Below are 21,405 nucleotides of genomic sequence, written 5' to 3' on the forward strand. Positions count from 1 at the left end.
CCGGGATGGGCATGACTCCCCATGTCGGCGCGCCCGCCGGGTTGGCTAGCCTCGCCACTGTGAGGCAGCGGCGTTCGGGTGTGACACGACCGGCGTGGAGGGCGTGATCATGGCGGGGATGCACGGGGCCGAGACCGACGGTCTGCGCCGGGTCGCACGCCGATTCGGCATCACCGCCGACGCCGTCGAGCGGGCGAGCCTACTCACCACTGGGCAGGTCGCGCGGGTCGAATGGGTCGGCCGCGACGCCGACGACTTCCGCTCGGGCCCCGTCGAAGCCGTGCGAGCCGGCCTTGACCACCTCGGCGCCCTGCTGCGCGATCGCGACGCAGAGCTCGTGCGCCAGGCCGCAGCCCAAGACGAGGCCAGCTCGGCGCGTGGGCCGGGCACCGCGCTCCCGATCGACGGCCACGGCGACTCGGCCGCCGCGCCGGGCACGGAGGGGCCTGTGCCGAGCGAGAGCATCGACGTCGACCACCTGCAGCGGATCGCGGGAGATCCCGACGCCGTCGCCAACTTTCTCGACGGCGTGAGCGACCAGGCGCTCGAGCGCCTCGCGTTCACGAGGCCGGACCTGCTCGGCCCGCTCGAAGGCGCCCCGTACTGGGCGCGCGATCTCGCCAACCAGGAGCGTCTCGACGAGGCGCTGCAGTCCGCTCGCGAGCATGGTGGCGGTCAGCTCGACGGCCTCGAGCAGGTGCGCCGCGTCCTCGACACCACTCCGGACGCGACACTGCCGCACCTCGACCTCACCGATCGAGGCAGGGTGTACGCGGCCGTCGGCGTCGGCGATCTTGACGCGGCCGGGAACGTCACCTACCTCGTGCACGGCATCAACAACTCGGTCGAGGGGCAACTGCCGGCCCAGGTGGAGTCGGCGATGAACCTTCGCGACCAGATCGCGCTCGCGGGGACGGGCGACGTGCGCGACGTCGCGACCGTGGCGTGGATGGGCTACGACTCGGGCGGCATGCTCTCGGTGCGGTCCGACGGCCTCGCCGTCGCGGGCGCTGAGCGACTCAGCGCAACGCTCGACGGGTTCACTGCCGCCCGCCCCGATGACACGGTCGACCTCGGCGTGGTCGGGCACTCGTACGGCTCGACCGCCGCCGGCCTCGCGCTCTCCGATGGCTCGCAGCACGGCGTCGACCGCTTCGTCTCGATGGGATCGGCGGGCTTCGTCGAGGCGCGGGACACGAACGGCTGGTGGCCGGGAGGCAAGGAGATCTCGCGCTCCGACTTCGGCTCGACCGAGGTCTACGTCACCGAGGCGTCGCCCGATCACACGGCCGATATCGGCCGCTTCGTCTCCGGTCGCCTCGACCCTCGCGACCACGGGTTCACCGAGTTCTCGGCGGACGCCGCCGACGGTCGCCCCGGCACGACCGGACACGGGCACGGCAGCAGCGGCAGCGACGTCGGCTACCTGGGGCCCGGATCTAATAGCCTCTACAACATCGGCCAGATCTTGACCGGCCAGTACGGCGCCGTCGACCCGGGCCGATGACCGTCGCCGCGCGCGGCCGAGACGCACGCACGGCATCCGGATGCGGAGGGTGGGCAACGTGATCGATCGCGAGACGCTGCACGGTCGCGCGAGGGCGCTCGAGGTGCTCGCCGAGGCGGCGCAGGCGGCGCTCGGCGCTGAGGCGTGGCTCGCCGGTGCGCATGGGGGAACGGCCGCGCCGCGGGCCGACCCGAGCGGCCGCGGTTACCACTTCTCCCTCTCGCGCTCGTGCCGGTGCGAGCCCGGCGCCGACCGTGTCATGGCACAGGCCGCCGAGGCCCACGCCGCGCTCGCCGCCGCCGGCTGCGAGGTCGAGGACCGCGTGTTCGGGGGCGGCGAGAGCATCTGGGTCATCGCCGTCAAGGACGGTGACCAGATCGTCGTGAAACTTGCGTCGAACGGCAATCGGCTCGTAACGGCCGAGTCGCGAGACTACGACGACGCCGGTATCGACGAGGTCGCCACGGCGTTCTCATGACCTCGGTCGGTGCGGGCAGCACCGCTCCCTGAGTCCGGCTCTCTGAGCGCTCGCGAGTAGCGACGCGGAGTCCACGGTCGACGTCGGATCGCCCGTCGTCTGGGCGGTCAGGTAGGTACGGGCGACGCGGGGACGGCGCGTCATCCGCTCGTTCAACCACGGCTCGATGGCGAACGCCATGCGCAGGGCGCTCGGCGCTTCGCGCGGTCATGTCGGGGCTTGGGGACGAGTTGCTCGACCTCGCCGACGCCAACGTCTGGCGCCGCGCCTTCGTGTGAGCCGGTGGCGGCGCTCCTCGTTCTAGGCTGGTGGGATGCGCCGATCCATCTACAAGCGGGCGGCTGAGATCGCCGCGATGTTGCCGGCCGGGGAGCTCACGTGCACGGCGCTGGACGCCGTCGAGGCCGCGATCCGCCCCGGCGTCACGACGCTCGAGCTCGACGCCGTCGCCGAGCGTACGATCCGTGAAGGGGGTGGCGAGCCCAACTTCGCGCTCGTGCCCGGCTATCGGCACACCATCTGCGCGTCGGTGGGCGACGCGGTCGTGCACGGCATCCCGAACGACAGGCCGCTGCGGGCGGGCGATGTCGTCTCGGTCGACTGCGGCGCGCTGCTCGACGGCTGGAACGGCGACAGCGCGCGCACGCTCATCGTCCCGGGTGATGTCGGCGACGAGCCGGCCGGAACGGCGATCGCGCGGCGCATGAGCGAGGCCTGCCGCATCGCCATGTGGGCGGGGATCGCAAGCCTCGCGAGGAGGCGCCACCTCGGGGAGGTCGGCGCCGACATCGAGGCGGCGATCAACGCGGAAGGCGACTACGGCATCCTCGAGGACTACACGGGCCACGGCATCGGCCGCAGCATGCACGAGGAACCGACACTGTTCAACATCGCGACCCGCTCCCGGGGGCCGGTGATCAAGCCGGGGCTGGCGGTGTGCGTCGAGCCGATGATCACGGCGGGCGGCAGCGAGGTGACGATCGACGACGACGGATGGACGGTGCGAACGGCCGACGGTTCGCTCGCCGCGCACTGGGAGCACACGGTGCTCGTGCACGCAGGCGGTGTGTGGGCGTCGACGGCGCCGGATGGGGGAGCGGCCGGCCTCGCGCCGCACGGCATCGTGCCGACGCGTCCGGCCGGCTGAGGCCGAAACGTCGCCGGCGAGTGCACAGACTGGCGGCTGCGAGGGAATCGCTCCCCGATCGGACATTCGCTACCGGACCTCGGGTCGTGGATGTCCGGTGCGGTAGCGGTGTGCTCGTCGGCGGTGCGGTCCGCTGCGGTAGCGGTGTGCTTCGTCGGCTGGTGAGGTGCGGTGAGGTGAGGTCCGGTGCGCCCGGCCGGCTGAGGCGCCCGCATCAACTCGACACGCCGTCTTGCCTGAATCCCATCTGCGGTCTAAAGTTGACAGTCGGTGTGCGCTTCGTGCGCGCTTCTTTGCGTGCCCAGCCCCACCGCTCTCATCCGCACGACCAGCGTGCGGTTCAGTAGCAAGCGACAGTGAGGCTATGGCGAAAAAGGACGGCGTCATCGAGATCGAGGGCTCGGTCATCGAAGCATTGCCAAACGCGATGTTCCGTGTCGAGCTCTCCAACGGACACAAGGTTCTTGCCCACATCTCGGGCAAGATGCGACAGCACTACATCCGCATCCTCCCGGAGGACCGCGTGATCGTCGAGCTGAGCCCGTACGACCTGACCCGCGGCCGCATCGTTTACCGCTACAAGTAACCGCTCGCTGTAAGGAACGGCCAGGCGATGCCTGGCACGAGGCCAGCGATCAAAAGGAATCCACGACGATGAAGGTCAAGCCCAGCGTCAAGAAAATCTGTGACAAGTGCAAGGTGATTCGTCGCCACGGCCGCGTCATGGTCATTTGCGAGAACCCGCGCCACAAGCAGCGCCAGGGTTAGCTCGCAGCGGGTCCGCCCGCACCCCGCGCCGCCGCGTCTGTCGCTGGCGGCACGGGACAACTCAATATCGAACAGCAGCGTCGAGAACCGCCGGCCGCAGCATCCATCGAAGGGATTCACGGATGCCGCGTCACGTGGCGGGGACACCCTCGGACCGGGGCCGAGGCCCAGACGCTGCCCCACACCCCGCACCACCAGGAGATATCCCATGGCACGTCTCGCAGGCGTCGACCTCCCGCGCGAAAAGCGCGTGGAGATCGCACTCACCTACATCTACGGCGTCGGCCGTACGCGCGCGCTCAAGACCCTCGCCGACACCGAGATCAACGGCAACACCCGCGTGAAGGACCTCAGCGACGAGCAGCTCGTCGCCCTCCGTGACTACATCGAGGGCAGCTTCAAGGTCGAGGGTGACCTCCGCCGTGAGGTCGCCGCCGACATCCGCCGCAAGGTCGAGATCGGTAGCTACGAGGGCCTGCGCCACCGTCGCGGCCTTCCCGTCCGCGGTCAGCGCACCAAGACGAACGCCCGCACCCGCAAGGGTCCGAAGCGTACCGTCGCCGGCAAGAAGAAGGCGCGCTAGCCGACGGGCTGCGCATCGCCGAACGATCTGTAGGAGAACACATTGGCTACCCCAAAGTCGGCCGCACGCAAGCCGCGCCGCAAGGACAAGAAGAACATCGCCGTGGGCCAGGCCCACATCAAGTCGACGTTCAACAACACGATCATCTCGATCACCGACCCGACTGGTGCCGTCGTGACCTGGGCCTCCTCGGGCGGGGTCGGGTTCAAGGGCTCGCGCAAGTCGACGCCGTTCGCCGCGCAGCTCGCCGCCGAGTCGGCCGCGCGCCAGGCGCAGGAGCACGGCATGAAGAAGGTGGACGTTTTCGTGAAGGGTCCTGGTTCGGGCCGAGAGACCGCCATCCGGTCGCTGCAGGCCACCGGCCTCGAGGTCGGTTCGATCAATGACGTGACGCCGCAGGCGCACAACGGCTGCCGTCCGCCGAAGCGCCGCCGCGTCTAACACCTTCCACCACGGGCTTCCTTTCGGGGGAGCCCTGCGGTGGTTCCCGGACCTCCCGTCGTCCTCTGCCCCGCCGCGCCTCGTCTCCCGCACCGCGCCCTCGTGAATCGTCATATAGCGGACGACTCGCCGAAAGGAACCAATCGTGCTTATCGCACAGCGCCCCACCCTCACCGAAGAGAACATCGCAGAGAATCGCTCGCGATTCATCATCGAGCCCCTCGAGCCCGGCTTCGGCTACACCCTCGGCAACTCGCTTCGCCGTACCCTCCTGAGCTCGATCCCCGGTGCCGCAGTCACGTCGATCCGCGTTGACGGCGTGCTGCACGAGTTCTCCACGATCCCCGAGATCAAGGAGGACGTGACCGAGATCATCCTGGCTATCAAGCAGCTGGTTGTCTCGTCGGAGCACGACGAGCCGATCACGGCGTACCTGCGCAAGACGGGCGCGGGCGAGGCCACGGCCGCCGACATCTCGGTGCCCGCCGGCGTCGAGGTGCACAACCCGGAACTCGTGATCGCCACGCTCGGTGAAGATGCGAAGTTCGAGCTCGAGCTCACGATCGAGCGCGGCCGGGGCTACGTCTCTGCCGTGCAGAACCGGAACGAGTACTCGGAGGCCGGGCAGATTCCGGTCGACTCGATCTACTCGCCCGTGCTGAAGGTCACGTACCGCGTCGAGGCCACGCGTGCCGGTGAGCGCACCGACTTCGACCGCCTCGTGGTCGACGTCGAGACGAAGCCGGCCATCTCGCCCCGCGATGCCATCGCCTCGGCGGGCCGCACGCTCGTCGAGCTCTTCAGCCTCGCGCGCGAGCTGAACGAGGAGTCGGAGGGCATCGAGCTCGGCCCGACCCCGATCGAAACCGGCGACTCGACCGAGCTCGCGATGCCGATCGAGGATCTCGACCTGTCGGTTCGCTCGTACAACTGCCTCAAGCGCGAGGGCATCGACACGGTGGCCGAGCTGGTCGCGCTGAGCGAGACGCAGCTCATGAACATCCGCAACTTCGGCCAGAAGTCGGTCGACGAGGTGCGGGACAAGCTCACCGAAATGGGCCTGTCGCTGAAGGACAGCGTGCCCGGGTTCGAGGGCGCGCACTTCTACGGCGCCGGCGACGATAGCGGCGAGTACATCTAAACCCGGGCCGCGCAGCCCGAATCCACCCGAGAGAGAACAGTAGTCATGCCTCAGCCCACCAAGGGACCCCGCATCGGTGGCAGCCCCGCCCACCAGCGGAAGATCCTCGCGAACCTCGCTGCTCAGCTCTTCGAGCACAAGCGGATCCAGACCACCGAGACAAAGGCGAAGCGCGTGCAGCCGCTCGCCGAGCGCTTCATCACGTTCGCGAAGCGCGGCGACCTGCACGCTCGCCGTCGCGTGCTGCAGCAGATCGGCGACAAGGGCATCGTGCACGAGCTCTTCACCGAGATCGCGCCGCTCATGGAAGGCCGCGAGGGCGGGTACACCCGTATCGTCAAGACTGGCTTCCGCAAGGGCGACAACGCGCCGATGGCCGTGATCGAGCTCGTGCTCGAACCGGTCGCGCCGAAGTCGTCCGTCCCGGCTCCCGCCACCGCGGAAGACGAGGACGAGGACCTCGAGAGCGCCGAGTCTGCCGAGAGCGCGGAATCGGCTGAGAGTGCCGATTCGGCTGAGAGCGCAGAGTCGGCTGAGAGCGCCGAGTCGGCTGAGAGCGCAGAGGACGAGGCCGACGCCGCCGAGGACGACGAGGCTGAGGACGCCGAAGCCGACGCCGAGGCCGAGGACAAGTAGACCCGACCGGTCGACAACGCCGTGAAGGGGCTCGCATTCGTGCGGGCCCCTTCCGCGTGCGATGGCGATGTGTCCACACTGGGACATCACGGTGCGACACCGAACGCGAACGAGAGGAAGATGGCCGCATGGATTCGCCGGTTCGCATCCGACTCGACATCGCCTACGACGGCACGGCGTTCAGCGGTTGGGCGGTGCAACCGGGCTTGCGGACGGTGCAGGGAACGCTCGAAGACGCCTTGCGCATCCTGTATCGCGATCTGCCGGAGGACGGCGCCCTGCTCACGGTGGCGGGCCGCACTGACGCGGGCGTGCACGCGCTCGGCCAGGTCGCGCACCTCGACCTGCGCGCCGATCAGTGGGCTGCGACCACGAGGCGCGCGGCGAAGACCGAGCCTCCGGACGCGTTCGTGCGACGTATGGCCGGCATCATCGGCAATGACGCGGATGTCGTAGTGACGAAGGCCGCGATCGCTCCGGCCGGCTTCGATGCGCGGTTCTCGGCGACCTGGCGGCGTTACGAATACCGCCTCGCCGACCTCGCGACGCCGCCGAACCCCCTGGAGCGCCACCGCACCGCGTTGGTCCGCGGGCACCTCGACGTCGACCGCATGAACGAGGCGGCACGCATGCTCGTCGGGCTCCACGACTTCGCGGGCTTCTGCCGCCCCCGCGCGGGAGCGACCACCGTGCGCACCCTGCAGCGGTTCGAGTGGCGGCGCAGCGAGCGCGGAACGTTCATTGCCGACGTCCAGGCCGACGCGTTCTGTCACTCGATGGTGCGCTCGCTCGTCGGGATGTGCGCGGCAGTCGGGCAGGGCAGGCTCGCGGTCGACCGCGTGTCTGAGTTGCTGGAGGTCAGCGAGCGATCGAACGCCTTCGCGGTCCTGCCCGCCCGGGGTCTCACGCTGACTGCGGTGGGCTATCCCGATGACCCGGATCTCGCGGCGCGACAGGAGGCGACGCGCGCAAAACGCCCGGCGTTGCGCGTCGTGGGCGGCTGAGCTAGACTCGCGGGGTTGTCTGCATGCATCCGTGCGTGCGACCGCGAAGTTGAGCCCTCGACTGCGCGATTCCGACCTCGACACGTTGGAACGAATCGTGCGACCGAGCGGGATTCACGAACCTCTCACTCCGATCGAAAGCAGTACACGCATGCGTACCTACACGCCCAAGGGCGAGATCACGCGCGACTGGGTCGTCATCGACGCCACCGACGTCGTGCTCGGCCGCCTGGCCACCCACGCCGCCGCCATCCTGCGAGGCAAGCACAAGCCCACGTTCGCGCAGCACCTCGACATGGGCGACTTCGTCATCGTCGTCAACGCCGACAAGGTCGCGCTCACGGGGCAGAAGCTCGTGCAGAAGCTCGCTTACCGTCACTCGGGGTATCCGGGCGGTCTGCGCTCGGAGAACTACTCCGAAATGCTCGAGAAGCACCCCACCCGCGCCGTCGAAAAGGCGATCCGCGGCATGCTGCCGAAGAACTCGCTCGGCCGCGCCCAGTTCAAGAAGCTGAAGGTGTACGCCGGCGCCGAGCATCCGCACGCCGCGCAGCAGCCCAAGGCCTACGTCTTCGACCAGGTCGCCCAGTAGCGGCAGCGACGAAGGAGCATCGACATGGCAGAAACCCAGACCACTGAGACCGACGAGCAGCTTACGAGCTACTCCACTGCGACGCCCGCGGGTGCCGCCGAACAGGGCGAGACCGAGACCCCTCGGCCCGCGCTCAACGTTCCCGGCGCGGCCGTCGGCCGGCGCAAGCAGGCAATCGCGCGCGTTCGCCTCGTGCCCGGCACCGGCACCTACACGGTGAACGGCCGCACGCTCGAGGAGTACTTCCCCAACAAGCTGCACCAGCAGCTCATCAACGACCCGTTCACGGTCCTCGAGCTCGGTGACGCGTACGACGTCATCGCGCTGATCCACGGTGGTGGCCCTTCGGGCCAGGCCGGCGCGCTGCGCCTCGGCATCGCGCGTGCGCTCAATCAGATCGACCGCGAGCACAACCGCCCCGAGCTCAAGAAGGCCGGGTTCCTGTCGCGCGACGCCCGCGTGAAGGAGCGCAAGAAGGCTGGTCTCAAGAAGGCCCGCAAGGCACCTCAGTACTCGAAGCGCTAATCGGGGAACCGGTCAGCATGGCTCGACTGTTCGGAACGGACGGTGTTCGAGGTCTCGCCAACGGGCTTCTCAGCGTAGAGCTCGCGGTGAGTCTTGCTCAGGCCGCAGCGATAGTGCTCGCGCGCGATACGCGCGAGCGCAAGCTGCGGCCTCGAGCCGTTCTCGCTCGCGATCCACGTGTCTCCGGCGAGTTCCTCAGCGCCGCGGTGGCCGCGGGGCTGGCGTCGTCCGGCGTCGACGTGCTCGACGCTGGCGTCATCCCCACGCCCGCCGCGGCCTTCCTGACGGCCGACATCCAGGCCGACTTCGGGGTGATGATCTCGGCGTCGCACAACGCGGCCCCGGACAACGGCATCAAGTTCTTCGCGCGCGGCGGCCACAAGCTGCGCGACGAGCTCGAGGACGAGATCACCGCCGAGCTCGACGGTGAGATGCTGCGTCCGACCGGCTCATGCGTCGGGCGCATCACCCGGTTCGCCGACGCGGAGGACCGCTACGCGCTGCACCTGCTCCAGACCCTGCAGCAGCGCCCCGACGGCAAAGCGCCGCTCGAGGGGCTCAGCATCGTGCTCGACTGCGCGCACGGCGCGGCGGCCGGTGTCTCGCCCCAGGTGTTCACGGATGCCGGTGCTCGCGTGACGGTCATCGGCAACGCGCCCGACGGCTTGAACATCAACGATGGCGTCGGGTCGACCCACCTCGACCATCTCCGAAGCGTCGTCGTGGCGGAAGGCGCCGACCTCGGCATCGCCCATGACGGCGATGCCGATCGCTGCCTCGCGGTCGACGCGAACGGCCAGACCGTCGACGGGGACCAGATCATGGCGATCCTCGCGCTGTCGATGCAGCGGCGCGGCCAGCTCACCGACAACAAGCTCGTCGCAACGGTCATGTCCAACCTGGGGCTGAAGCTCGCGATGCGCAAGGCCGGCATCTCGATGATCGAGACCGCGGTCGGCGACCGGTACGTGCTGGCAGAGCTCAACACGCGGGGCCTCGCCCTCGGCGGCGAGCAGTCGGGCCACGTGATCATGACGAGCCACGGCACCACCGGCGACGGCATCCTTACCGGGCTGCACCTGGCCTCGGTCGTCGCGGCGACCGGAAAGCCGCTGCACGAGCTCGCCACGGTCATGCGCGTGTATCCGCAGGTGCTCGTGAACGTGCGCGGCGTGCGCAAAGACGACTGCAAGGAAGACGAGGCCGTGCAGCGCGCCGTTGCCGACGTCGAGGGGAAGCTCGGCGAGCGCGGGCGGGTTCTGCTGCGGCCGAGCGGAACCGAGCCGGTCGTGCGCGTCATGGTCGAGGCCCCGGACGAGCTGCTGGCGCAGGACTATGCCGAGCACCTCGCGGGCGTCGTGCGGGAGCGGCTCGCACTGTAGAGGGCCGGACGCGCGAGCGCGTCGCCCGCGTCGCAACGATGAAGAGTGCGGTCTGTTCACGACCGTCGTCGTGGGCCTACGCTGATGCCATGAAGCCATGGTGGCTTCCGCATCGGCCGACGGTGTTCGCTCCCGGTCACGCACGACGACGTCCAGTCCGTGACCGCCGCCCCACCACGCGGCCCCGGCACCGGGAGGACTCATGACCGTGACCACAGACGCCGCGACCAGAGAGCCGAGGAGCGGCGCGCGCGTCGCCGTCCAGAAGTTCGGTACGTTCCTCAGCGGGATGATCATGCCGAACATCCCCGCGCTCATCGCGTGGGGCATCATCACGGCCTTCTTCATCCCGGAAGGCTGGACGCCGAACGAGGGGCTCGCGACCCTCGTCGACCCGACCATCCATTACTTGCTCCCGCTGCTCATCGCCAACACGGGCGGGCGGATGGTGCACGGCGTCCGTGGCGGCGTCGTCGGCACGATCGCCACGATGGGCGTCATCGCCGGCTCCGACTTCCTCGTCGACCAGTTCAACGCGACATTGCCTGCGGGCGAGGACGAGCTCGGCCAGGTGCACATGTTCATCGGCGCCATGATCATGGGCCCGCTCGCGGCCTGGATCATGAAGCAGCTCGACAAGCTCTGGGACGGCAAGATCCGCGCGGGCTTCGAGATGCTCGTCAACATGTTCTCGGCGGGCATCGCCGGCTTCGGGCTCGCCGTCGCGGGCTTCTTCCTTCTCGCACCCGCCGTGAACTGGCTCATGGACGTGCTCGGCACCGCGGTCGAATGGCTCATCAACACGGGGCTGCTGCCGCTCGTGAGCATCCTCGTCGAACCCGCGAAGGTGTTCTTCCTCAACAATGCCATCAACCACGGCGTGCTCACGCCGCTCGGCACGCAGATGGCCGCCGATCAGGGCAAGTCGATCCTGTTCCTCATCGAGGCGAACCCGGGCCCGGGCCTCGGCATCCTCGTGGCCTTTACGGTGTTCGGCGTCGGCGCGGCGCGGGCTACGGCGCCAGGCGCCGCGATCATCCACTTCTTCGGCGGCATCCACGAGATCTACTTCCCGTACGTGCTCATGAAGCCCGCGCTGCTCATCGCGGTGATCCTCGGCGGCGCCACCGGGGTCACGACGAACATGCTCTTCGACTCCGGCCTCCGCGCCCCGGCTGCACCCGGTTCGATCATCTCGGTGTTGGCTCAGACCGCCTCCGACTCGTACGTCGGCGTGATCCTCTCAGTCGTCCTCTCGGCCGCCGTCACATTCGCCGTGGCCGCGCTCATCCTCCGGGCGACGCGCAAGGCCGACTTGGCAGCCGAGAACGGCGACGCGCTGTCGGCGGCGATCGCGAAGACCGAGTCGAACAAGGGCCGCAGGTCGGAGGCGCTGTCGGGGCTCGCGGGCGGCGCGGCGGGAGCCGGGGCCGTCGACGTGGCCACGGACGGCGGCTCGCTCGAGGAGGTCATCGGCTCCCGCGACGTCAGCAGCGTGATCTTCGCCTGTGATGCCGGCATGGGTTCGAGCGCGATGGGCGCCAACGTGCTGCGCACGAAGTTCCGGAAGGCGGGGCTCGGCGACATCGACGTGACGAACGTCGCGATCGCGAACCTCGACGAGACCCCCGACATCGTCTTCACGCACAAGGACCTCACCGACAGGGCCCGCCAGCGGGCCTCCAGCCCCGTTCACGTCTCGGTCGACAACTTCATGTCGGCCCCGGTGTACGACGAGGTCGTCGAGATCGTACGGCGCCGGCGCGAGGGCGGGGGAGCGGAGCCCGGCCTTGACGCGGAGTCCGGCCAAGACGCGGAGTCGGGCCAGGACGCGGAGTCAGGCAGGAGCGCGGTCCCCGTGCCAGTGGCCGCGGAGCCCGAGGCGGCCGCGGAGGCCCGGGCTGCCGTGGAGCCGGGCGCTGCCGGCCCGTCGCAGGCCACCGCCGGCGGACCGATCCTCACGCCCGACCGGATCCGGGCCGACGGCGTGGCGGCCAGCATGGACGACGCCATCGGCGAGGCGGCTCAGTTCCTCATCGAGGCCGGTGCCGTCGACCCGTCGTACGAGCAGGCGATGCGCGATCGCGAGGCGAGCGTCTCCACCTACATGGGCAACCTGCTCGCGATCCCGCACGGCACGAACGAGGCGAAGGACAGCATCCACGCGTCGGCGTTGAGCTTCGTGCGATACGACCAGCCGATCGACTGGGCCGGTGACGAGGTGCGCTTCGTCGTGGGCATCGCCGGGAAGGATGGCGGGCACCTCGCGATCCTGCAGAGGATCGCGATCATCTTCAGCGACGAGTCGAAGGTGCAGGAGCTGCTTGACGCGCCCGATGAGGTCGCGCTGCTGGCACTGCTCGAATCGGTCAACGAGCGAGACTGAGAGCATGACGAGCGGACACGAAAGCGGGGACGGCGTGGTCGGAACGGCGGATGCGGCAGGAGCGGCGGTGAGCGGCGGGAGCGCGCTTCGCGCCGTGCACTTCGGCGCCGGCAACATCGGGCGGGGGTTCATCGGACTCGTGCTGCACCAGGCCGGCTACCGTGTCACGTTCATCGACACGAACGGCGAGCTCATCGGCGCACTGCGCGCGGCGGAGTCGTACCAGGTGCATGAGGTTGGCGAGCGGCCGCGAACGCACACGGTGGACGGGATCGACGGCATCGACTCGAAGGCCGACGAGGCCGCCGCCGTGCGGGCCGTCGCGGCGGCCGACGTGGTCACCTGTGCGGTCGGCCCCGGCATCCTGCGCCACATCGCGCCCGTCATCAGGGAAGGCCTGCGCTCGCGCCCCGACGGCGCCGGCCGGCTGAGCGTCATGGCCTGCGAGAACGCGATCGGGGCCACCGACACGCTCGCCGCCCACGTGCTGGACGGGGCCGCCGGTCTGGCGTCACGCGCCGTCTTCGCCAACACCGCGGTCGACCGCATCATCCCGGCGCAGTCGGGCGAGGGGCTCGATGTCGAGGTCGAGCCGTTCTCGGAGTGGTCGATCGACCGCACCCCGTTCGGGGGCTCCGAGCCGGTGATCCCCGGCGCCCACTTCGTCGACGACCTCACGCCGTACATCGAGCGAAAGCTGTTCACCGTCAACACGGGCCACGCCACGATCGCGTACCACGGGGCGGTTGCGAATGCGTCGTCGCTGGCCGACGCGCTCGCGAGCCCGAGCATCCGCACAGAACTGGATGCCGTGCTCGCCGAGACGAGCGGCCTGCTCGTCGAGAAGTTCGGGTTCGACGCCGAGGAGCACGCGGGCTACGTCGCGACGACGATCGCGAGGTTCGCCAATCCTGCGCTGCCCGACACTCCGACGCGCGTCGGTCGCCAGCCGCTGCGCAAGCTGGGTCGGCACGAGCGCTTCGTGCAGCCCGCCGCGGAGGCGGCGGAGCGAGGACTGCCCCACGACGCGCTCGTGCGCGCGATCGGCGCTGCGCTGCGCTTCGACGTCGCCGACGACCCTGAGGCGATCGACCTGCGGCAAAAGCTGCGCACGCTCGACGCAGCGGCCTTCACGACCGAGGTCACGGGGCTCGAGGCGTCGCACCCGTTGTTCCCCGCCGTCGTCCGGGAGGTCGAGCGCCGACAGGCCGAGTCCAGCGGCTGAGCGCCGCCCACGACCGCCGGGCGCGGGGCGTCCGCAGCTCAGGTCTTGCGCAGCAGTACGTGGTGCACGGAGTGATCGGCGTCCTTCTTCAGCACGAGCCGCGCACGTGAGCGCGTCGGCAGCACGTTCTCGCGCAGGTTGGGGCCGTTGATCTCGTTCCAGATGCTGCGGGCGCGCTCGCGGGCCTCGGGCTCGCTGAGGTCGATGTAGCGGTGGAAGTAGGAGCGGGGGTTGGTGAATGCACCGCGCTGCAGCGTGAGGAACCGGTCCACGTACCAGCGCTCGATGTCGGCGGTGCGGGCATCGACGTAGATCGAAAAGTCGAACATGTCGCTCACCGCGAGCGAACGTCCCTGGCGCGGCGGCTGCAGCACGTTGAGGCCCTCGACGATGAGGATGTCAGGGCGGTTCACGACGATCTCGGCGTCGGGCACGATGTCGTAGCTCAGGTGCGAGTAGAAGGGCGCTCGAACCTCCTCGACGCCAGACTTCACCTGCGTGATGAAGCGGAGCAGGGCCCGTTGGTCGTACGACTCGGGAAACCCCTTGCGGCGCATGATGCCGCGGCGTTCGAGCTCGGCGTTCGGGAGGAGGAACCCGTCGGTCGTGACGAGCTCGACCCGCGGCAGATTCTCCCAGCGGCTGAGCAGCTCGCGAAGCAGGCGCGCGACCGTCGACTTGCCGACGGCGACTGACCCGGCGACGCCGATCACGAACGGCGTCGTCACGGAGCGCTCGCCAAGAAAGCCGGCGACCTGGCCGTGCAGGCGGCGAGAATTGGTCGCGTACAGGTTGAGCAGCCGGCTGAGCGGCACGTACACGTCGCGCACCTCTGCGAGGTCGAGTGCGGTGCCGAGGCCGCGCAGGCGGGCGATGTCGGAGTCGTCCAGCGTCATCGATGCCGACGGTGCGAGCTCGGCCCAATCCGATCGCGCGATATCGACGAACGGGGTGGTGCCGCTCGGGATCGTGACGGCACCCGTGACGGACATGGTCACTGAGTCTACGTTGCGCGCTCCCAGCGGAAGAACAGCGCGCCACACCCCTCGAGCATGCTCGCGCGAGCGAAGCCATGCGTCGCGCCGGCCGCCGAGTGCGCCGGGCGGGGGCCGGCGCCGGTCACGACGACCGAGGAGAGGGTGATGCACCACTCGTCGAGCGCACCCCGGTCGAGGAGCGCGCTGAACAGGGTCGGCCCGCCCTCGCACAGCACCCGGTGCAGGCCGAGCCTCGCGAGCGCTCGGCGCAGCTCTGCTGGGTCGGTGCCGCTGCCGCCGGCGAGCCCCTCCTCCCGCTCGTCGTCGTCGAACCGGGCGTCGGCGACCCGCACGATCGTCGCCACTGGCTCATATGCGGCGAGGCGACCGTCATCGCCCGAGTTGGTCACCAGGACCGGCCGTACGGGAGCATCCGCGAACACGGCGTGGTCAGCGGGGATCGACAGGTCTGACGACACCACGACGAGCGTGGGATGCTGCGCGAGGCCCCGTGAGACGCGCCACGCGACGGAGTCGTCGCTGACGCGCAGGCCCACGTACTGCTCGTCGAGCAGCGTTCCCGCGCCCACCATGACGGCGTCGCTCGTGCGCCGCAGCAGCTCGAAGAGACGGCGGTCGCCGGCCGTGCCGATCGAGCCGGCGCGCGCGTCGGGCCCGACCGCGCTGCCGTCGATGCTCGTGACGACGTTGCCGCGGATGGTGACGCCGTCGGCAGAGGGATGCTGGGGCCACGAGTAGCGCTCGATCAGTTCGTCGTCGGAGAGCGCACGCCTGCCGCCGGGCTCGCGGACGACGTCGTCGTCGGCTGCGGTGTCAAACGTTGTGAAGGGCATGGTGCGGCTCACGGTATCCGAGAATCGCCTCGGTCATCCGAGTCGCGTCGACGGCTTCCCGCACGTTGTGCATGCGCACGATCCGGGCGCCGAGCATGATCGACGCGACGGCGGCGGCGACCGAGCCAGCGAGGCGCTCCGGCTTGGGCCGGCCGAGCGACTCGCCGATGAAGTCCTTATTCGAGACGGCCGCCAGTGTGGAGTAGCCGAGCGCGGTGATCATGCCGAGTCGACGCGACAGTTCGAGCGTGTGCAGGGTCGTCTTGTTGAGGTCGTGGCCCGGGTCGACGACGATCTGTTCCCGCGTGAGGCCGTGCTCGAGCGCGGCGGCCGCGCGGTCGGCGAGGAAATCGCGCACCTCTCCCGCGACGTCGGCGTAGGTGGGATGCGGGAACGCCGTTCGGGGCGTTGCCAGGCTGTGCGTGATGATGAGGCTCGCACCGCGATCGGCCGCGATATCGGCCAGTCGGCGGTCGCGCAGGCCGCTCGTGTCGTTGATGACATCCGCGCCCGCGTCGAGGCAGGCGGCCGCGACCTCGGGCCGGTACGTCTCGGCCGAGACGGGAAGCTGCGAACGGCGCCGGATCGCCTCGATGACCGGCACGACCCGCTCGATCTCGTCGGCAACCGAGAGCTCGTCGCCGGCCGCGAACGGCTGCCCCCCGATGTCGACGAGGTCGGCGCCCGCGCGCTCCGCCGCGAGGGCGGCACCAACGGCGTCATCGAGCGCGAACGTGGTGCCACCGTCGTAGAACGAGTCGGGCGTGCGGTTCACGATCGCCATGACGAGCACCCGCCGCGAGAGGTCGAGCACCTCGCCGCGGAGCAGGAGCGCGGGGCGGGGTTCGACGACGCCGGGCACGGGGCCTCGCTCTCTCTCGGCAGCGGAGCCAAGCCTACGGGCTGGAGAGCGGCGGGCCGGGGGCGACAACGAAGACCGTCCGGTGAAACCGTAGACTGCACGCCATGTGTGGAATCGTTGGATACGTCGGGCCCCGCCCGAGCCAGGAGGTCCTCCTCGGGGGCCTCCGCCGCCTCGAATACCGTGGCTACGACTCGGCGGGCATCGCCGTGATCGACGATGCGGGCACGCTGCACTCGCGCAAGCGCGCCGGCAAGCTCGCCGTGCTCAGCGACGACCTGGAGCGCATGCCGATGTCGGATGGCACGACGGGGATCGGACACACCCGCTGGGCGACGCACGGTGGACCGACCGACGGCAACGCGCATCCCCACCTCTCGCACGGCGGCAAACTGGCCGTCATTCACAACGGCATCATCGAGAACTTCGCGGAGCTCAAGAGCGAGCTCATCGCGGAGGGCATCGAGTTCACGTCGGAGACCGACACCGAGGTGGCAGCCGCGCTCATCGGCCGCGAGTACACCGCGACGGGCAGCCTCGAGCGCGCCTTCCGTGCGGTCGTCTCGCGTCTCGACGGCGCCTTCACGCTGCTGGCCGTGCACGCCGACGAGCCCGGCGTCATCGTGGGCGCCCGCCTCAACTCGCCGCTTGTGATCGGACTCGGTGATGGCGAGACGTTCCTCGGTTCCGACGTCGCCGCCTTCGTCGAGCACACCCGCAACGCCATCGCCGTCGGGCAGGCGCAGGTCGTCGTGGCGCGCCCCGAGGGCGTCGAGGTGACGACGTTCGACGGCGCCCCGGCCGAGGGCGAACCGTTCGAGGTGTCGTGGGATGCTTCGGCAGCGGAGAAGGGCGGTTGGCCGTCGTTCATGGCGAAAGAGATCGACGAAGACCCCGAAGCCGTCGCCAACACGCTCCGCGGCCGCGTGCAGCACGACACGGTCGTGCTGCCCGACCTCGACGCGCTCGGTGACGACTACTTCACGGGCATCGACCGCGTCGTCATCGTCGCCTGCGGCACCGCCGCCTACTCCGCCCAGGTCGGTGTCTACGCGATCGAGGAGTGGTCGCGCATCCCGAGCGTCGTCGAGCTCGCCCACGAGTTCCGGTACCGCAACCCCGTGCTGACCGAGCGCACGCTCGTCGTTTCGATGAGCCAGTCGGGCGAGACGATGGACACGCTCATGGCGGTGCGCTACGCGAAGGAGCGAGGGGCCAAGACGCTCTCGATCTGCAATACGCAGGGCGCCACAATCCCGCGAGAGTCCGATGCCGTCGTGTACACGCACGCGGGCCCCGAGGTCGCCGTCGCGTCGACGAAGGCGTTCCTCGCGCAGATCACGGCCCTCTACCTCCTCGGCCTCTACGCGGCGCAGGTGCGCGGGACGCTCGACGCCGAGCGTCGCGCCGAGCTGCTGACGGAGTTCCAGACAATTCCCGAGAAGGTGCGCACCGTGCTCGACGTACGCCCGCGCATCCGGGAGCTCGCCAACTGGATGGCCGACACCCGATCCGTGCTCTACCTCGGGCGCAACGTGGGCTACCCCATCGCCCTCGAGGGCGCGCTGAAGCTCAAGGAGATCGCCTACATCCACGCGGAGGGCTTCGCGGCGGGTGAGCTCAAGCACGGGCCGATCGCGCTTATCGAACCGGGCCAGCCGGTTTTCGTGATCGTGCCCTCACCGCGCCACGACGACACGTTGCACCCGAAGATCGTCTCGAACATCCAGGAGATCCGGGCGCGCGGCGCCCGGGTGCTCGCGATCTGCGAGGCGGGCGACGCCGCGGTGCTCCCCTACGCCGACGAGGTCATCGGCGTGCCACCGACCGAGCCGTTCTTCGAGCCCCTGCTCGCGGTCGTGCCGCTGCAGGTGTTCGCGATCGAGCTCGCGACCGCCAAGGGGCTCGACGTCGATCAGCCCCGCAACCTCGCGAAGTCGGTCACCGTCGAATAGGCCGGGCGCGTGATCGTCGGAATCGGCGTCGATACGGTCGACCACGCCCGTTTCGTGCGGGCGCTCGAGCGTGCACCCGCGCTCGCGGAGCGGCTGTTCACGAGTGACGAGCGAGCCCTTTCCGTCACCTCGCTCGCGGCCAGGTTCGCCGCCCGCGAGGCGGCCGTGAAGGCCCTCGGCGGCCTGCACGGACTCGCCCTTCGGGACTTCCCCGTGCGGCGTGAGGCCGGTGGATCACCCGAGTTCGACCTGAGCCCGGCCACGACGGCCCGTCTCGCCCAGCTCGGCGTCGCGACGCTCCACCTGTCTCTCACGCACGACGCCGGCCTCGCAACGGCGTTCGTCGTCGCCGAGGGCGCCGTCGCCCCGCCCTCCCCGCCGCAGATTCCCTGACCGCGAGCATCCACCCACACCGCCCGGAGGAGCCGACGTGACCGTGCCTCGTATCGAGGTTGACCTCGCCGCCGTGCGGCACAACGTGGCGACGGTGAAGCGCACCGTCGCGACCCCCATCATGGCCGTCGTGAAAGCCGGCGGCTACGGGCACGGCGCACTCGCGGTCGCCCGGGCCGCGCTCGACGGCGGCGCCGAGGCGCTCGGTGTCGCCGACATCGCCGAGGCGCTCTCGTTGCGAAACGCCGGCATCGACGCCCCGATGCTGGCCTGGTTGCACGGGCCCTCGACCGACTGGCTCGCCGCGATCGAGGCCGACGTCGACGTCGCGGTGTCGTCGATCGAGCAGCTGCAGCTGTTCGCCGCCGTCGCCGAACGAGCCGGTCGCCCCGCGCGCGTGCAGGTGAAGCTCGACACCGGCCTCGGCCGCAACGGGGCGAACGAGCGCGACTGGGGTGCGATCCTCGCCCACGTCCGCGAGCTCGAGATAGCCGGCGTCGCCCGGTTCGCGGGCCTTTTCAGCCACCTCTCCGGTGCATCGCGCGACGCCGACCTGCGGCAGGTCGAGGCCTTCGAGCGCGCCCGCGCGATCGCGCGCGCCCAGGGTGTCGAGCCCGAGCGCTACCACCTCGGCGCGACCGCGGGCGGGCTCGACCTGCCCGAGGCCAGGTACGACCTCGTGCGCCTCGGCATCTCGATGTACGGGCTGACGCCGCATGCCCCTGACACACCGAGCGGGCTCGGCCTGCGACCTGGTCTGCGCCTCGTCGCACCGCTCGCGCGCGATGCCGCGGGCTGGTTCGTCGAGGTGGGCGCGGCCGACGGACTGCCGCCGCTCGACGCCGGCGCGGCCGCGCCGCTGCGGCTGGAGGGCGGTGACGGGCGGTCGTGGCGACTGCTGTCGGTCGGCGACGTGACGACCCGCGTGGAGCCAGTGCCGGGGGCGGACGCGGAGATCGCGCCCGCCGGGTCCATCACCCTGTTCGGTGCGCCCGATGCATCGCGACGCACCACCTCGGCCGATGAGTGGGCGCTCGCGGCCGGCACGATCGGTTATGAGATCGTCACGCGCCTGTCGCCGCGCCTCGAGCGCCGCGACGCCGCGACCGGGGGGACGCTCGAGACGGCGCCCTGCGAGCCACGGCGAACCACCCGCGGTCTCGTCGCCCCCCGGCGCACCCTCACGATCGACGCGGTGCAGCTGCGGGCGAGCATCGCCGAGCTCGCGGACGCGGGGGTGCGCACGCTCGACGTGAGCGCCGACGCCTACGGAATCGGCCTCGAGACGATCGCCGCGATTGCGGCGGACGAGGGGGTCGACCTCGTTGTCCGTACCGCCGCGGACGCGGAGCGCGCAGCCGCCGGCGGGCACGCGGTCCGTCACGACCCCGATGCTCCCGATGTCGCGCGCGCCGCCTACGGCTTTCGCGGGGGAGCATCCGGATGTCTGCGCCTCACGAGCGAGCTCGTACACGTGAAGTGGGTCGAGCCGGGGACCGGCGTCTCGTACGGCCACGAGTTCGTCACGGCCGCGCCCACGGCGCTCGGCCTCGTGCCGATCGGCTACGCCGACGCGCTGCCCCGGCGCGTGGCGGGGGCGGCTTCCGTGCGGGTGATCGGTGAAGCCCCGTTTCGGCGAGGTCAGCTAAGCCCGTCCGACCGCGTTCCCATCGTCGGTCGCGTGGCCATGGACCAGGTCGTCGTCGACCTCGGCGACACCGAGGCGTGGGTCGGGTCGCCCGTCGTCGTGTTCGGCACCGACGCCGCCGATCCGCCGCTGGCCGAGGTCGCTGCGTGGGCGGGAGTGTCGCCGGCGGCCTTCGTCGCCGCCATCGGGCCCCGCGTCGAGCGCGTCGTGATCGGGGGAACGCCGTGACCGAGCGCGAGCACACGACCGCGGCATCGTGCCGGGGAGCGGCGGCCGGTCTCGTCACCACGATCGCTACGGCCGACGGCATGGCCGACTTCGGCGGCAGGCTCGCGGCGCTCCTCGGCCCCGGTGATGTCGTGGTGCTGACGGGGCCCCTCGGCGCGGGGAAGACGACCCTCACCCGTGGACTCGGCGAGGGGTTGGGCGTGCGGGGACCCGTCTCGAGCCCGACCTTCGTGCTCGCGCGCACGCATCCCTCGCTCGGGGACGGCCCGCCGCTCGTGCACGTCGACGCGTATCGCCTGCGCGACGCCCTCGATCTCGACGACCTCGACCTCGACCTCGACGCCTCGGTGACCGTCGTCGAGTGGGGGCGTGGCCTCGTCGACGCGATCGCCGACGAGTGGCTCGACGTCGAGCTCGAGCGGCCGCGCGCCACGGAATCGGCCGGCGGAGCAGCCGGTGGCGGCGAGGTGCCGGATGCCTCAGGCGATCCCGACGTGCCGCGCACGGTCCGCTTGACCCCGGTCGGGCCGCGGTGGTCGACGCGCGGGGCACTGGCCGCGCTCGACGCGCTCATCGGGGGCGGCGCGCAGGCGGAGACCGGCGGCACGCGCGGAGACGGGGCGGCCGCCGATGGGTCGGCCGCGCGACCAGACGAGCCTCGCGCGTAAACTCG

The 21,405-nt window shown here is 70.3% G+C and carries 22 protein-coding genes; 19 read left to right on the forward strand and 3 right to left on the reverse strand.

Features of this window, described 5'->3' with window-relative positions; genetic code table 11:
* Positions 1 to 109: 109 nt before the first annotated feature.
* The 15 genes from F8O04_RS03255 (at position 110) to F8O04_RS03325 (ending at position 13,815) form a co-directional block, all read left to right on the forward strand.
* On the forward strand, positions 110 to 1,507 hold the full coding sequence (locus F8O04_RS03255) for an alpha/beta hydrolase (RefSeq protein ID WP_158027896.1): 1,398 nt from the start codon (positions 110 to 112) through the stop codon (positions 1,505 to 1,507).
* A 58-nt stretch (positions 1,508 to 1,565) separates the two neighbouring features.
* Positions 1,566 to 1,985: a hypothetical protein gene (locus F8O04_RS03260; RefSeq protein ID WP_158027897.1), complete on the forward strand. Its 420-nt coding sequence runs from the start codon at positions 1,566 to 1,568 to the stop codon at positions 1,983 to 1,985.
* 313 nt (positions 1,986 to 2,298) lie between these two features.
* Positions 2,299 to 3,132 carry a type I methionyl aminopeptidase gene (gene map / locus F8O04_RS03265; protein ID WP_158027898.1) on the forward strand — a complete coding sequence of 278 codons (834 nt, stop codon included), beginning with the start codon at positions 2,299 to 2,301 and terminating at the stop codon, positions 3,130 to 3,132.
* Positions 3,133 to 3,496: 364 nt separating this feature from the next.
* Positions 3,497 to 3,718 (forward strand): translation initiation factor IF-1, encoded by a 222-nt coding sequence (gene infA / locus F8O04_RS03270; protein WP_087004899.1) that lies wholly within the window; start codon positions 3,497 to 3,499, stop codon positions 3,716 to 3,718.
* 68 nt (positions 3,719 to 3,786) lie between these two features.
* A complete protein-coding gene (rpmJ, locus tag F8O04_RS03275; RefSeq protein ID WP_009199219.1) occupies positions 3,787 to 3,900 on the forward strand; it encodes a 50S ribosomal protein L36 in 114 nt (37 codons plus the stop codon).
* A gap of 208 nt (positions 3,901 to 4,108) precedes the next feature.
* Positions 4,109 to 4,483 (forward strand): 30S ribosomal protein S13, encoded by a 375-nt coding sequence (gene rpsM / locus F8O04_RS03280; protein ID WP_158027899.1) that lies wholly within the window; start codon positions 4,109 to 4,111, stop codon positions 4,481 to 4,483.
* A 42-nt stretch (positions 4,484 to 4,525) separates the two neighbouring features.
* Positions 4,526 to 4,924, forward strand: a complete 399-nt coding sequence (rpsK, locus tag F8O04_RS03285; RefSeq protein ID WP_158027900.1) for a 30S ribosomal protein S11 — start codon at positions 4,526 to 4,528, stop codon at positions 4,922 to 4,924.
* A gap of 145 nt (positions 4,925 to 5,069) precedes the next feature.
* On the forward strand, positions 5,070 to 6,065 hold the full coding sequence (locus F8O04_RS03290; protein WP_158027901.1) for a DNA-directed RNA polymerase subunit alpha: 996 nt from the start codon (positions 5,070 to 5,072) through the stop codon (positions 6,063 to 6,065).
* Between the two features lie 45 nt (positions 6,066 to 6,110).
* Positions 6,111 to 6,701: a 50S ribosomal protein L17 gene (gene rplQ, locus F8O04_RS03295; RefSeq protein WP_158027902.1), complete on the forward strand. Its 591-nt coding sequence runs from the start codon at positions 6,111 to 6,113 to the stop codon at positions 6,699 to 6,701.
* Positions 6,702 to 6,829: 128 nt separating this feature from the next.
* Positions 6,830 to 7,705: a tRNA pseudouridine(38-40) synthase TruA gene (truA, locus tag F8O04_RS03300; protein WP_158027903.1), complete on the forward strand. Its 876-nt coding sequence runs from the start codon at positions 6,830 to 6,832 to the stop codon at positions 7,703 to 7,705.
* Positions 7,706 to 7,856: 151 nt separating this feature from the next.
* Positions 7,857 to 8,297: a 50S ribosomal protein L13 gene (gene rplM / locus F8O04_RS03305; RefSeq protein WP_158027904.1), complete on the forward strand. Its 441-nt coding sequence runs from the start codon at positions 7,857 to 7,859 to the stop codon at positions 8,295 to 8,297.
* 24 nt (positions 8,298 to 8,321) lie between these two features.
* Positions 8,322 to 8,822, forward strand: a complete 501-nt coding sequence (gene rpsI, locus F8O04_RS03310; RefSeq protein ID WP_158027905.1) for a 30S ribosomal protein S9 — start codon at positions 8,322 to 8,324, stop codon at positions 8,820 to 8,822.
* Positions 8,823 to 8,839: 17 nt separating this feature from the next.
* Positions 8,840 to 10,204: a phosphoglucosamine mutase gene (gene glmM, locus F8O04_RS03315; protein WP_158027906.1), complete on the forward strand. Its 1,365-nt coding sequence runs from the start codon at positions 8,840 to 8,842 to the stop codon at positions 10,202 to 10,204.
* Between the two features lie 202 nt (positions 10,205 to 10,406).
* Complete coding sequence (locus F8O04_RS03320; protein ID WP_158027907.1) at positions 10,407 to 12,590, forward strand: PTS sugar transporter subunit IIA; 2,184 nt, start codon at positions 10,407 to 10,409, stop codon at positions 12,588 to 12,590.
* A 4-nt stretch (positions 12,591 to 12,594) separates the two neighbouring features.
* Positions 12,595 to 13,815 (forward strand): mannitol-1-phosphate 5-dehydrogenase, encoded by a 1,221-nt coding sequence (locus F8O04_RS03325; protein WP_158027908.1) that lies wholly within the window; start codon positions 12,595 to 12,597, stop codon positions 13,813 to 13,815.
* Positions 13,816 to 13,853: 38 nt separating this feature from the next.
* On the opposite strand, the gene coaA is transcribed toward F8O04_RS03325, so the two are convergent.
* Genes coaA through folP form a run of 3 tightly spaced genes read right to left on the reverse strand, consistent with a single transcriptional unit; the run spans position 13,854 to position 16,508 of the window.
* Positions 13,854 to 14,807, reverse strand: coding sequence for a type I pantothenate kinase (gene coaA / locus F8O04_RS03330; RefSeq protein WP_158027909.1), 954 nt, complete (start codon positions 14,805 to 14,807; stop codon positions 13,854 to 13,856).
* A gap of 11 nt (positions 14,808 to 14,818) precedes the next feature.
* Positions 14,819 to 15,646 (reverse strand): dihydrofolate reductase family protein, encoded by an 828-nt coding sequence (locus F8O04_RS03335; RefSeq protein ID WP_158027910.1) that lies wholly within the window; start codon positions 15,644 to 15,646, stop codon positions 14,819 to 14,821.
* Positions 15,627 to 16,508 carry a dihydropteroate synthase gene (gene folP / locus F8O04_RS03340; protein WP_225734842.1) on the reverse strand — a complete coding sequence of 294 codons (882 nt, stop codon included), beginning with the start codon at positions 16,506 to 16,508 and terminating at the stop codon, positions 15,627 to 15,629. Before folP ends, F8O04_RS03335 begins: the two co-directional genes overlap by 20 nt.
* Positions 16,509 to 16,612: 104 nt before the next feature.
* Between folP and glmS the strand changes: the two genes are divergently transcribed.
* Genes glmS through tsaE form a run of 4 tightly spaced genes read left to right on the forward strand, consistent with a single transcriptional unit; the run spans position 16,613 to position 21,400 of the window.
* Positions 16,613 to 18,463, forward strand: coding sequence for a glutamine--fructose-6-phosphate transaminase (isomerizing) (gene glmS, locus F8O04_RS03345; RefSeq protein WP_158027911.1), 1,851 nt, complete (start codon positions 16,613 to 16,615; stop codon positions 18,461 to 18,463).
* Positions 18,464 to 18,472: 9 nt separating this feature from the next.
* On the forward strand, positions 18,473 to 18,856 hold the full coding sequence (locus F8O04_RS03350; RefSeq protein ID WP_158027912.1) for a holo-ACP synthase: 384 nt from the start codon (positions 18,473 to 18,475) through the stop codon (positions 18,854 to 18,856).
* 37 nt (positions 18,857 to 18,893) lie between these two features.
* Positions 18,894 to 20,732: an alanine racemase gene (locus tag F8O04_RS03355; RefSeq protein WP_158027913.1), complete on the forward strand. Its 1,839-nt coding sequence runs from the start codon at positions 18,894 to 18,896 to the stop codon at positions 20,730 to 20,732.
* The gene (tsaE, locus tag F8O04_RS03360; RefSeq protein WP_373285865.1) at positions 20,729 to 21,400 is read left to right on the forward strand and encodes a tRNA (adenosine(37)-N6)-threonylcarbamoyltransferase complex ATPase subunit type 1 TsaE; all 672 of its coding nucleotides are present in this window, start codon (positions 20,729 to 20,731) and stop codon (positions 21,398 to 21,400) included. Before F8O04_RS03355 ends, tsaE begins: the two co-directional genes overlap by 4 nt.
* Positions 21,401 to 21,405: the final 5 nt, after the last annotated feature.

Source organism: Pseudoclavibacter endophyticus (assembly GCF_008831085.1).
Classification (GTDB): Bacteria; Actinomycetota; Actinomycetes; order Actinomycetales; family Microbacteriaceae; genus Pseudoclavibacter; species Pseudoclavibacter endophyticus.